Source organism: Hyphobacterium indicum (genome assembly GCF_003129605.1).
Taxonomy (GTDB): domain Bacteria; phylum Pseudomonadota; class Alphaproteobacteria; order Caulobacterales; family Maricaulaceae; genus Hyphobacterium; species Hyphobacterium indicum.
This window is the reverse complement of sequence record NZ_QBDX01000004.1, coordinates 1055210-1066267: the sequence shown is the minus strand read 5'-3', so window position 1 is coordinate 1066267 and position 11058 is coordinate 1055210. Positions and strand designations below refer to the sequence as shown.

Annotated in this window: 12 protein-coding genes; 6 read left to right on the top strand and 6 right to left on the bottom strand. The window is 61.7% G+C overall.

Annotation, left to right across the window (positions count from 1 at the left end; translation table 11 throughout):
- Window positions 1-146: 146 nt before the first annotated feature.
- The gene (locus tag DBR16_RS13145; RefSeq protein WP_109261680.1) at window positions 147-926 is read right to left on the bottom strand and encodes an SDR family NAD(P)-dependent oxidoreductase; all 780 of its coding nucleotides are present in this window, start codon (window positions 924-926) and stop codon (window positions 147-149) included.
- A 139-nt stretch (window positions 927-1065) separates the two neighbouring features.
- On the opposite strand from DBR16_RS13145, the gene DBR16_RS13140 reads away from it, so the two are divergent.
- Together DBR16_RS13140 and DBR16_RS13135 are read left to right on the top strand one after the other, a co-directional pair.
- On the top strand, window positions 1066-1941 hold the full coding sequence (locus DBR16_RS13140; RefSeq protein ID WP_109261679.1) for an isoaspartyl peptidase/L-asparaginase family protein: 876 nt from the start codon (window positions 1066-1068) through the stop codon (window positions 1939-1941).
- Window positions 1942-1958: 17 nt separating this feature from the next.
- Window positions 1959-2474 carry an RNA methyltransferase gene (locus DBR16_RS13135; RefSeq protein ID WP_109261883.1) on the top strand — a complete coding sequence of 172 codons (516 nt, stop codon included), beginning with the start codon at window positions 1959-1961 and terminating at the stop codon, window positions 2472-2474.
- Here the strand turns inward: DBR16_RS13135 and DBR16_RS13130 are convergent.
- Both DBR16_RS13130 and DBR16_RS13125 read right to left on the bottom strand, forming a co-directional pair.
- Entirely contained in the window at window positions 2471-3154 is a 684-nt protein-coding gene (locus DBR16_RS13130; protein WP_109261678.1) for a ChrR family anti-sigma-E factor, read from the bottom strand. The genes DBR16_RS13135 and DBR16_RS13130 overlap by 4 nt on opposite strands.
- 73 nt (window positions 3155-3227) lie before the next feature.
- Complete coding sequence (locus tag DBR16_RS13125; protein ID WP_233347839.1) at window positions 3228-3809, bottom strand: sigma-70 family RNA polymerase sigma factor; 582 nt, start codon at window positions 3807-3809, stop codon at window positions 3228-3230.
- Between the two features lie 152 nt (window positions 3810-3961).
- Here DBR16_RS13125 and DBR16_RS13120 point away from each other — a divergent pair, with 152 nt between their 5' ends.
- A complete protein-coding gene (locus tag DBR16_RS13120) occupies window positions 3962-4459 on the top strand; it encodes an invasion associated locus B family protein (protein ID WP_109261676.1) in 498 nt (165 codons plus the stop codon).
- Here DBR16_RS13120 and DBR16_RS13115 read toward each other — a convergent pair whose 3' ends face one another.
- Together DBR16_RS13115 and DBR16_RS13110 are read right to left on the bottom strand one after the other, a co-directional pair.
- A complete protein-coding gene (locus DBR16_RS13115) occupies window positions 4460-5209 on the bottom strand; it encodes a DUF6065 family protein (protein ID WP_109261675.1) in 750 nt (249 codons plus the stop codon).
- 9 nt (window positions 5210-5218) lie between these two features.
- Window positions 5219-6439: an ATP-binding protein gene (locus DBR16_RS13110; protein ID WP_109261674.1), complete on the bottom strand. Its 1221-nt coding sequence runs from the start codon at window positions 6437-6439 to the stop codon at window positions 5219-5221.
- 111 nt (window positions 6440-6550) lie between these two features.
- Here DBR16_RS13110 and rlmN point away from each other — a divergent pair, with 111 nt between their 5' ends.
- The 3 genes from rlmN to DBR16_RS13095 are packed head-to-tail and all read left to right on the top strand — an operon-like array spanning window position 6551 to window position 9335.
- Window positions 6551-7690, top strand: a complete 1140-nt coding sequence (gene rlmN / locus DBR16_RS13105) for a 23S rRNA (adenine(2503)-C(2))-methyltransferase RlmN (RefSeq protein ID WP_109261882.1) — start codon at window positions 6551-6553, stop codon at window positions 7688-7690.
- Window positions 7687-8544, top strand: coding sequence for a GNAT family N-acetyltransferase (locus DBR16_RS13100; protein WP_233347837.1), 858 nt, complete (start codon window positions 7687-7689; stop codon window positions 8542-8544). Before rlmN ends, DBR16_RS13100 begins: the two co-directional genes overlap by 4 nt.
- Before the next feature lie 11 nt (window positions 8545-8555).
- On the top strand, window positions 8556-9335 hold the full coding sequence (locus DBR16_RS13095; protein ID WP_109261673.1) for an extensin-like domain-containing protein: 780 nt from the start codon (window positions 8556-8558) through the stop codon (window positions 9333-9335).
- Here the strand turns inward: DBR16_RS13095 and DBR16_RS13090 are convergent.
- Window positions 9332-11002 (bottom strand): tetratricopeptide repeat protein, encoded by a 1671-nt coding sequence (locus tag DBR16_RS13090; RefSeq protein ID WP_109261672.1) that lies wholly within the window; start codon window positions 11000-11002, stop codon window positions 9332-9334. The two genes, DBR16_RS13095 and DBR16_RS13090, sit on opposite strands and share 4 nt — an antisense overlap.
- Between the last annotated feature and the right edge of the window lie 56 nt (window positions 11003-11058).

Sequence of the window (11058 nt, the reverse complement as noted above, 5' to 3'; positions counted from 1 at the left end):
CTTATGTGCATCTACGCGCTTTGCGTCCGGCGTGTCCATCCCGTTTGCGAATGATTGTCAGTTACTGCGGCATCGCACCGCAATTGCGTAACAAAAAAGCCGCACCCGGCCCGGGCACGGCTTTTCCTGACAGATATGCCAGAGTGCTATTTTGGTGGCATGCGGGCCCCGGCATCAAGACGGACACATTCCGCATTGATATAACCATTCGTTACCATGAAGGCGACGAGGTCTGCATATTCTTCCGGTGTGCCGAAACGCTGCGGAAACTGAAGGTGCGAGGCGAGGTTGGTTTTCACTTCCGGCGGCATCTGCTGATAGATCGGCGTTTCGAAGAAGCCGGGCAGAATGGTGTTAACCCGCACACCCTCACGGGCGAGGTCGCGGGCCATTGGCAGGGTCATCCCATAAATGCCGCCCTTGGACGCTGAATAGGCAACCTGACCGATCTGGCCGTCCTGCGCCGCAACAGACGCCGTATGGACAATGATGCCGCGTTCGCCGCCATCATCGGGTTCATTTGACAGCATGCCTTCCGCGGCGATCGCTGCACAATTGAAGGATCCGATGAGATTAATGGTCACCACAAGGGCAAACTTGTCGAGCTGATGACGGACGATATCGCCGGACGAGGACCGGCGCGCCGTCTTTTCCGCCCAGCCGATTCCGGCGCAATTGACCAGAACACGTTCCTGTCCGTGGGCTTCACGGGCCCTGGCAAAGCCGGCCTCAACGCTTGCCATATCGGCCACATTGACCTGACAGAAAACGCCGCCCAGCTCTTTGGCAACAGCCTCGCCGCGTTCGGCATTGAGATCAAAAAGCGCAACTTTCGCACCTTCTGCGGCCAGGCGCCGGGCAGTGCCCTCGCCGAGGCCGGACGCTCCGCCAGTAACAATGGCGGCTGTATCCTTGGTGATTTTCATGGAATTCCCCTTGAAGCAGTTTTCTGTCCTGAACCCGACATAGCGCGGCGGCGCGTCGAAGTGAACGGTGTTCAGACGTTTTGATGTAGTGCATTCGGGTGCTAAATGGCATCCGCGTTGAGACACAAGGATTCGCGCCATGACATCCACACCCGTCGCCATGGTCCTGCATGGCGGAGCTGGCGTGCTCGCCAAAAAATCCTATGAACGGGAAGTCACCCACATGCGCGGCCTCGCGGCGCGTGGGAAAGCCATGCTCAATGATGGCCGGTCTGCCCTCGATGTGGTGGAGACCATTGTTTACGAGCTGGAGGTCAGCGGGCTTTATGTGGCGGGGAAGGGGTCATCCCCGAACACTGATAACCGGTACGAGTTGGACGCCGCGATCATGGATGGCGAAACACGCAATGCCGGAGCGGTTGCGGCTATGGAAGGCTTTGTATCGCCCGTGATGGCGGCGCGTAAAGTCATGGAATCGACGCCTCATGTCATGCTTGCAGGATGGGGCGCTAACCGGCTGGCTGAGCGTGAAGGGCTCGAAAGGGTCGAGGAGCCGGAAAGCTATTATGTTCCGGCTGCGGTCCCGGATGGCCGCGCCTATGCAACCGGTACGGTCGGTTGTGTGGCGCTGGACGCTCAGGGGCGCCTGGCGGCCGCCACCTCGACGGGCGGCACGCTTAAGAAAACACCCGGCCGGGTGGGGGATTGCCCCTTGATCGGCGCGGGCACCTGGGCCGATCAGGACATCGCGGTTTCCTGCACCGGGCAGGGCGAGTTTTTCATCCGTTCGCTGGCGGCCGGAACGGTGGCCGCCCGTATCCGCTATCTGCATGAAAGCCCTGAAGAAGCTGCGCAATGGGCATTGAAGGATGTCAAGCGATTGGGCGGAGACGGCGGAATTATTGCTGTGGGGCGCGATGGCCGCATTGCCACACCTTACAATTCGGAAGGCATGAAATGCGCCGTGCTGCATGCTGATGGCCGGATTACCGCCGGCGTGCAGGAATTGTCGTGATCAGGCCGGTCCGCCCGCTGAAAGGGTATTTCGGAATCGGGGCAGAGGAAATTTCCAAAGCCATGAATCTCGGTGCTATTTTGCGGACCGCTCATGCCTTCGGGGCGAGTTTTGCGTTCACGGTCAATGCCCACCACAAGGCACAGAAAGTGTTTGATTCCGACACCTCCCGGAGCCTGAAGAATGTGCCCTATTATGGCTGGGACAGGCTCGACGAAATGCGGCTGCCAGCAGGCTGCTCACTGGTCGGAATCGAGCTGACGGATGATGCTGTGGATCTGCCGAGTTTTCGCCACCCGCGTGCTGCGGCCTATGTTCTCGGCCGGGAGCGAGGCTCGCTTTCCGAAGCCATGCAGGCGAAATGTGATCATATCGTCCGGATACCCACCCGGTTCTGCGTGAATGTGTCGGTCGCCGCGGCGATCACGCTTTATGATCGCACGCTCTGTATGGGCGGGTATCCGGAGCGTCCGGTCATGCCCGGCGGGCCGGGTCTTGATGCGATCGAAGCCTGGGAATCCAGACGGCGCTAGCCGCCGAACAGGCGTTGCACGGCACCCAGTGCGCCGGTGAATTTCAGGGATCCGTCGGTGACCGCCAGCGCAAAACAGATTTCGCCCGGCTCGGCTATCGGCCGGTGCGTGGTTTCCTCACCAACGGCGCAAAGATCGCCGGTCTCGTAGCGGCCAATGCCGTCGGCGAACGCGCCCGCCAGCACCAGGGTAAATTCCCGGCCGCTGTGAGTGTGGCTTGGTGAGCCATGGCCGGGCTCGATCCGCAACAGCTCCGCAACGGCATCGCCCTCGCGCATCAGCTCCATCCGGCGCACGCCCGGGGCGGCGAAGCGCCACTGTGCGCCGCTGTCCAGCGCGCTGTCCCGGACAGGGTCCGGCAGATCCATGAGTTCCGACAGGGCCGATTGCGCCAGCTTCGCCGCATCTGCCCGGCTGATAAAGCCGCTTCCCGCCGCTTCGCCTGCGCCGGTCTCGATGGCATCAATCGCGGCCAGTGCCACATCCAGCGCATTGTCCGCCATCGACTCGGCGGGCAGGGATTCCAGAATCGCACCGCCGAACACATCACCCGTCAGGGCAGCGTCCGCGACATCGGTTTTCAGGGCGGCATGCGTATCGAGCAAAAGGCGCATGGGCGCGCTGAGCGCTCCGGAAGCGCGCGCAGCCATCAATTCGTCATCCATCGTAATCAGTGTCATAGGATTCTTCTATGTTCTGTTCCGGAATTTCCGATATGTCCCGGGTGACGTGAAGGTCAAGGCCATAACGAAATTAAATATCGCCGGGGTCGAGCTGGCCCCGCAGCTTGTCAAAGGCCAGCCGGATGCGGGATTTCACCGTTCCCAGCGCGACACCTTCCCTTTCGGCAATTTCTGAATGGGTAAGCCCCTCGAAAAACGCCAGTTTGAGCAGGTGCACCTGATCCGGCGGAAGTTTTTTCAAGGCCTCCCGTACGCGCTCCTCGCGATCCCGGGCATGGGCAGCACTGTCCGGCGCTTCGGTTTCAACGGGCTGCAGGAGCGGTTCTTCGGCGTCCAGTGCCGGCCGGGCCGCGCGCCTGGCCATATCGATCCGCCGGTTGCGCGCAATCCGGAAAATCCAGGTCGACGCCGAAGCCTGACGCGGGTCGAATTGTTTCGCCTTGCGCCAGACCGTCAGCATGACTTCCTGTGCCAGCTCTTCGGCCGTTGCGTCATCGGTCGCCAGACGCTTCAGATAGCCTTTCACGCGCGGCGCATAGAATGTGAACAGGGACGCGAAGGCGGACCGGTCGGAGCGCGCGCATGCCTCGACCCAGGCGTCGAGCTGGGCGCGATCCACTGCCGCAGCTTCCTGATTTGATGAGTCGGGCACGCTTGGTCCTTCAGTCGCCACTTCCCCCCGGGGGTGACCTTGCCTAACAGATATGTACGGATGGCGGAAAGCAGATTCGCCATTAACCGCCCATAAAGCGCCGCATTGCAGGGATGGTATGGCGAGCGCTTGTTATGGAGCCAGTATCAGTGATGCGTTTTCGAGTTCTGCTTCTTGTCCTGTTTGCCGTTTTTCCCGGTCTGGGTGCCGCGCAGGATGCGCAAAACCGCGGCGCCTATGGCGACTGGATCGTCTTCACCATCAACACCGAAAACGGTCTGGTCTGTTATGCCGCCAGCCGGCCCATCGAAATGACACCGTCGAGTGTTGATCATGGCGAAGTGTTCTTCGTGATCTCGACCTGGGCCAATGGCGCGGCCGAAGAGCAACCCCGGTTTGTGGCAGGTTATGCCCTGCGGCCCGAAACACCCCCGCGGGCGCGGATCGGGTCCAGCCGCTTCCAGATGTTCGCGGCCGGCCAGGATGGTTTTGTCGAGGATCTTGAAGATGAAAGCGATCTTGTAAGCCAGATGCGGCGCGGTGCGGACATGCGGATAGAAGCGACCAGCCAGCGCGGAACCGCCACGGCCTATCTGTTTTCGCTGACCGGCGTTACAGCCGCCCTGCAGCGGGTCGACGCGCTCTGCTGATCAGCGGGAGGGCCGGGCAAAGGGTTTGACCCGCAGCTTGATCTTGTGATCTTTCGCGCCGGGTGACCCGTCCGGCCGGAGACCGCGATAATAGGTTTTTTGCCATTTTTCCTCGACCGCTTCTGCCTCATGGTCAGCCAGCCGTCTGGCAAAATCCTGGCGGCTGTCACGCCATTGCATGAATTGTTGGTATGTTTTCGGGTCGCGATTGATGTGATCCAGCGCCGGATCGAATTTGTCGAAGAGATCGCGACGGACCGGAAAGAAGTGGGCGATGGCCTCGCCGGCTTCGAATCGCACGGGACAGTCCGGTGCCGTGAAGCGCCAGTTCATGGTGAAAGTGTAGGGGCTCCAGTCGGTCTCGATTACGCCGGACAGAGGCGCAATACCGTGCTTGATACCGTTCATCGGTCCGGTGACAAAAATATTCCAGCCCGGCGGGGTACGCAGCAGGAAATGCAGTTCAAACGTCAGGACGCCGGAACCGAAATTGGCCAGAGGCGCACCCGACAGGCTTTTTGTTTGAGGCGTATCAAATACAATCGAGACATCGGAGGGCAGATTTCCGCCATTCCATGCCGCCGTGAACCCGGCCGGTGTGGTGACTTCCCAGCCATGCTGATTGGCCAATGCCAGCGGCAGGCAACGATAGGCAAAGCTTTCTGGCGTCTCGTCCATCCAGGAACGGCGGGGGTCGGCCGGGCGAACGGGCGGCGCCTCTGCGGTCAGCGGATAAAGCGTCAGTTTCATGCAATAATTCTAGCGTGCTGCGGCCCCTTCCGGAACCGCGGGAATGAAATCGTCCCGCATTGCACCCGGACACCGGCTGATCAGCGGATTGAGGTGGCTGGCAAGGGCCGGCAAGGGATCATCCCAGCTGAAAAGCGCATGGACCGATGTGAGGCTGTGCACCGGGATCATGGCGGCGCGCGCCAGTAATGCCCGGTACCGCCCCGCCGCTTTCAGGGCTTTCAGTGTCTGGTTTTCACCCTTGGCCCAGAAAAGCCGTTTGCCGCGCTGATAGGCCCAGGGACCGGCATCTGAACGGAGGGTTCCGCCCTCGGCGAGCCGCGCCGCCGTTTCAATATAGGGCATGACCGATTCCGCCAGTCTTATATTGGCATCCAGACGCGGATTGAATTCGAGAAACGTGATGTCGCCGTTCGACGGGTCCACGAGAAATTGTGGCGACCCCATGCCATGATAGGACAAGACCTCCGCCAGCCGGTGCGCCCAGTTTTTCAGTTTCGGGTGCGGCTCTACCGTTTCGACCAGCGTTCCATAACCATCCTGGCCACCGGTCGTGGTCTGGAGCACTTTCATCTCGATGGCCGAGTGCAGCCTGCCCTCCGCCGCGACCCAGCAGACATTATGGCGGTGTCCGGCATTGTAGCGCTGTACCAACAATTGACGATGATCCTCCCGGGGCCAGTCGGTGACGATCGCGTCGAAATCCTGGCGATCCCGGCAGATCAGCGCCTTGCGGCCATACAGGTCGTGATTGCTTTCAACCGCCCTCACAACGAGGGGGAAGCCGATATCACGGACCGCTGCCCTGAGGTCCGTAAAATTATCAACGGTGATGCGGGGCGCCACTGGCAGGCCTGCCATTTCGGCAATCCCCGACATTGCGTCCTTGTTGACGGTTTCCAGAACATTTTCCGGACGGGCGGCATAGACACACAGCTGGCGCGGCAATTCATTGCGGCGCTGCGCGAGCAGGCGTGTGCCGGTTTCATCAACGGCAAAAATGCCGCGAATATCGGCGCGCGCGTCACACAGGGCGCGGATGCCGGACACTGCCGCATCCGGCTGGCTGGCCGTATCGGGCATCGGCACGGTCTCGGCGACAAAGCGCGACAGGTTGGCATAGTCGCAATAGCCGGAAACGCCTGCAACAACCCTGTGACCCATGCCGGAAAGCGCGCGGGCAACGGCAAGGCTGGCGCGATTATGGTCGAGAACGAGAATACTGGACATGGCACTGGGCTCCGTTCCTGCCGCTCCGGCGTTTCACCCTCAGTGCTGCAAATCACATGCCGACCGCGCCCTCTCGCTTTTGTGGCCAATATGCATTATGTCCGCGCTCCCATGAGTATGGCCCTGAACATATATGATCCTTCCGCCAGGCCGGCGGCCGGTCCGCGCTCGCTGGCCGGGCTGACGCGTCCGCAAATGCTGGACGCGATGAAGGCGGCCGGTGTCGAGGACCGCAAGGCGAAAATGCGGGCCGAACAGGTCTGGCGCTGGGTGCATCATCATGGTGTCACCGATTTCGAGGCGATGACCAATATCGCGAAGGAACAACGGGCGGTCCTGGCAGAGAAATTTGTGCTGTCGCGGCCTGAAATTGTCGAACGTCTGGTCTCGGTGGACGGCACGCGAAAATATCTGATCCGTCTTGCGCCGGGCGTGGAATGTGAAACCGTCTTCATTCCCGATGTCGGCCGGTCGGGGGCGCTGTGTGTCTCCAGCCAGGTCGGCTGCACGCTTAACTGCACCTTCTGCCATACCGGCACACAGAAGCTGGTGCGCAATCTGACCGCACAGGAAATTGCCGCGCAGGTCATCATTGCGCGCGACGATCTTGATGAATGGCCAACCTCGAACGAAAACCGCCAGATCACCAATATCGTCTTCATGGGCATGGGCGAGCCGCTCTACAATCTGGATGCCGTGTCCGATGCAATCGACATCATGTCGGATGGGGATGGCATGGCGATCGGCCGCCGCCGGATGACCGTTTCCACCTCGGGTGTGGTGCCGAAAATCACCGAGCTGGGAACGCGCACCCGCGCCATGCTGGCGATCTCGCTGCACGCCACGAATGATGATCTGCGCAATGAGCTGGTGCCGCTGAACAAGAAATATCCGATTGCCGAGCTGATGGACGCGATCCGGGCCTATCCGGGGCTCAACAATTCCAACCGCGTGACTTTCGAATATGTCATGCTGAAAGGCGTGAATGACACGCCTGCGGAAGCCCGTGCACTGGTCAATCTGCTGAAGGGCGTACCGTCCAAGATCAATCTCATCCCCTTCAATCCCTGGCCTGAATCGCCTTATGAATGCTCGGACTGGGAAACGATCGAGACGTTTGCCGAGATCGTGAACCGGGCGGGCTATGCCTCGCCGATCCGCACGCCGCGCGGGCGCGATATCTTTGCGGCTTGCGGGCAGTTGAAGTCGGAGAGCGAGCGGTTGCGGGCGAGCCAGCGCAAGCCAGCATGACCTCCGCCGTCCTGTATCGCTGGAGACTGAAGCCGGGCACGGAAGACACTTTCCGCGCGGCCTGGACCGAGGGCACGAAAACCATCCACAAAACCTGCGCCTCCTATGGCGCGCGCCTGCATGAAGGGGCGGACGGGCTGTTCTGGTCCTATGCCCGCTGGCCGTCCGAAGATGTCCGCAAGGCGTGTTTCGAGCGCCATGACTTCTTCTCCATGGATTGCTTCAAGACCATGCAAGCCTGTATTGACGAGCGGTTTCCGGAAATCGTGCTGACGCTGACCGATGACGAATTGGCCGAGCGCAAGGTCGCCCATCCGGTACCGGTCTACGAAACTGAACGCCTTGTCCTGAGGCCAATCCGGCAAGATGATGCCGAAGCGCTTTTCCCGGCGCTTTCGGATGATGCCAACATGACATACTGGTCGCGCGGGCCGATGCAGACGGTCACCGAGGTGCATGACTATCTGGCCTGGAATGCCCACGGAGACGGCTGTCAATGCTGGGCGGTCGAGCGCAAGGATGGGCCCGGTGAGGCGCTGGGCTGGGTGATCCTGATGGACAAGGCCGGCAACCAGGCGGAGATCGGTTTCATGTTCCGCCCGGATGCCCAGGGACAGGGGTTCGCCCGGGAAGCTGCTGCGAAAATGCTCGACCATGCCATCAAGGTGAGGGATTTCCGCCGCATCTGGGCGGATGTGGATCCCGACAATGCCCCCTCCATCCGGCTGATCGAGCGGCTGGGTCTGAGTTATGAAGGGCGGCTGAAAGGCAACTGGTCGACTCATATCGGCGTGCGTGACAGCCTGATATACGGTATGGTTGTGCCCGAAAATGGCCCAAAAGCTCCGCTTTAAACACGTTTGATATGCCATCGCCTGAAAACAAACGCGCCCGCCCGCCGGCGAAGGCGAGAAAGCCGGACGTATGGGGCGGCAGCAGCCTGCCTGTGCAGATTGCCCTGCGTGGCTCGATCCTGATCTTTGCCCTGCTGGGGGTGCTGGGCGTGTTTTTCTATATCGAGCAGCTGCCGGATGGCGGGAAAGCCTGGGGCGAAGCCGATCTGGAGGAACCGATCCGGCTGTTTACCTCCGAGCATATCCGGGCGCTCCGGGATGATCCCCAGGCCTGCCTGGCGGCGCTCGATGGTTCGAATATGAGCTATGAGAATGTGACGCCCCGGTCATCAACACCGGAATGCCGCTGGCAGGCAGGGGTGCAGATTTCCGGCTCCAATCTGGATTATGCGGCCCCGGAACCGCCGGTCGCCTCCTGTGCGCTGGCGGCCGCGCTCTATATCTGGGAACGCGAGATCGTGGCCCCGGCCGCGGCCCGGCATCTGGATGCCGAGGTCGAGGAAATCCTGCATTACGGCACCTATAATTGCCGGCGGGAAAACGGCTCCCAGGCCGGGCGCTGGTCTCAACATGCCGGCGCAAATGCCATTGATGTTTCCGGTTTCAGGCTGACAGATGGCCGCATTGTCGGCGTTCACCGCTGGGATAATGGCGGCGCTGACACGGCTTTCCTGACCGAAGTGCGCGACCGGTCCTGCGAGATTTTCACCGGGGTTCTCGGGCCAGAGTATAATGACGCACACGCCGACCATTTCCATCTGGACATGGGGCCGTGGGAAATCTGCTCCTAATCCGGGTTTTCTGACCGGCCATCATGCCCGCCAATCTCCCGTGGCGGACAGTTTTCGGCCTGCCGGCGGTCGACCATGCGATTGGCCTCGGAAATGATGCCGGAGCGGCCATAATTGACCTCGGCGGCTTCCAGCCAGGCACAGCCCTCATCATGCGCCTCGCGGCGGAAGGCCAGAGTGGCGAGGCGTAGCTCCTGCTCGGCCATGGCAGAAACCTGACCCGCCTCCCCGTATAATTGCCGCGCCTGTGTCACCTGTTGCTCGGCCTCGGCATAATTACCGGCAACAAAGGCGGAAAGGGCCAAGGCGTCATGCAGATAGGCGCGCGTGTCCGGCGGCGCGCCCCGTTGTTCGATGATTCCGAAAGCCCGGGCGGCATCCGCGCGCGCGCGTTCATCATCCTGCGCCGAGGCGGCAATCCCCACCGAAAGGATCAGCACATCTGCCAGATTTGCGGGATCGGGAATGCGTTCAGCTGCGGCCAGCGCCTCATCGGCAAAGGCCCGGGCGCGGTCATGGTCTCCCTGGCGAAGCGCCATCCACCCTGCATTCCGGGCAGCGCGCTCGATGGCGCGGACATATTGATGGTCGCGGGCCTGCCGGAGGCTGCGCTCATAAAACCGGGCGGCGGAGTCAAAATCGCCGCGGGACTCGGCCACACTCCCCAGGCTGGCCATGGTCAGGGCGGCCCGCCCGGGCTGACCGGCAGAGTCCAGTTCGGCCAGGGTCAGGCGGTACATGTCCTCGGCGCGGTCCAGCTCGCCGCGCTGAAGGTGAATATTTGCCAGATTATTGCGCGCCATTGCCATGCCCAGAGCGTCGCCAGCCTCCTCCATCAGGCGGTAGGCGCGGTCGAAATAGGCTTCCGCGCTGCCGCTATCGCCGCGGGCGCTGGCAATGAGGCCGCGATTTCCCAGCTGCCGGGCGGATTGCACCAGGGCGCCATTGAGGTCCGCCAGTTCCAGCGACCGGGCATAGTGATCATCGGCGGTGTCCAGATCACCCCGCATCCAGGCCAGCGAGCCGAGACTCGACTGGATGCGGGCCTGTTCCGTTTCATCTTCTGCGGCGGCGGCGAGGGATAATGCGCGCTGTATCAAGGTTTCGGCACGGATATCGTCGCCGGATTCCAGATACACGCCGCCCAGACGGTCGAGCGTGCGCGGATCATCCGGCACCAGTCCAAGGGCGTGTTCATAGGCGTTGATGGCCCGTTGCGGATCAACCGCCTCGGCCAGAACACCGGTCGCAAACCAGCGCGCAGCGGCCATGGCCGGGCCCCGCCGCTCATAACTCCGCGCATTTTGCTCAAGGGCGGTGAATGCCGCATCGCTGTCGCCATTGTTCAGATCGGCCAGCGCGCGCTCGACCTGCCGGTCACCCGACCGGGCCAGCTGGCGGGTGGCCCGCTCCAGATCGGTATTTCCGCCGAATTCGCCGCCCCGGGCCAGGGATTCGGTTTCCAGATGCGTAGCGACATTCTGCGCCAGCACCGCCGCCTCGGCCTGCGACAAGGACCCGCCGCGCCGGACCAGGCTGTCCAGATCGGTAATCACACCCAGCGTGGTGGCGACGACAGCCGCTATTGCCGCCACAGGTGCCCAGCGCCGCTGAAGGAAGACGCGGACGGGAGCAGTGCCGCTTTTGAGAGAGGTCCAGAATGCCATCCCGTCACCATAACCTTCCCGCGAGAGGCGAGCCAGCTTCCGTCACCATGATGACA

What these genes read in the sequence shown, in the direction of transcription:
- DBR16_RS13145 (WP_109261680.1), bottom strand. Translation starts at nt 926, where the DNA reads ATGAAAATCACCAAGGATACAGCCGCCATTGTTACTGGCGGAGCGTCC.
- DBR16_RS13140 (WP_109261679.1), top strand. Translation starts at nt 1,066, where the DNA reads ATGACATCCACACCCGTCGCCATGGTCCTGCATGGCGGAGCTGGCGTG.
- DBR16_RS13130 (WP_109261678.1), bottom strand. Translation starts at nt 3,154, where the DNA reads ATGACACTGATTACGATGGATGACGAATTGATGGCTGCGCGCGCTTCC.
- DBR16_RS13120 (WP_109261676.1), top strand. Translation starts at nt 3,962, where the DNA reads ATGCGTTTTCGAGTTCTGCTTCTTGTCCTGTTTGCCGTTTTTCCCGGT.
- DBR16_RS13115 (WP_109261675.1), bottom strand. Translation starts at nt 5,209, where the DNA reads ATGAAACTGACGCTTTATCCGCTGACCGCAGAGGCGCCGCCCGTTCGC.
- DBR16_RS13110 (WP_109261674.1), bottom strand. Translation starts at nt 6,439, where the DNA reads ATGTCCAGTATTCTCGTTCTCGACCATAATCGCGCCAGCCTTGCCGTT.
- rlmN (WP_109261882.1), top strand. Translation starts at nt 6,551, where the DNA reads ATGAGTATGGCCCTGAACATATATGATCCTTCCGCCAGGCCGGCGGCC.
- DBR16_RS13100 (WP_233347837.1), top strand. Translation starts at nt 7,687, where the DNA reads ATGACCTCCGCCGTCCTGTATCGCTGGAGACTGAAGCCGGGCACGGAA.
- DBR16_RS13095 (WP_109261673.1), top strand. Translation starts at nt 8,556, where the DNA reads ATGCCATCGCCTGAAAACAAACGCGCCCGCCCGCCGGCGAAGGCGAGA.
- DBR16_RS13090 (WP_109261672.1), bottom strand. Translation starts at nt 11,002, where the DNA reads ATGGCATTCTGGACCTCTCTCAAAAGCGGCACTGCTCCCGTCCGCGTC.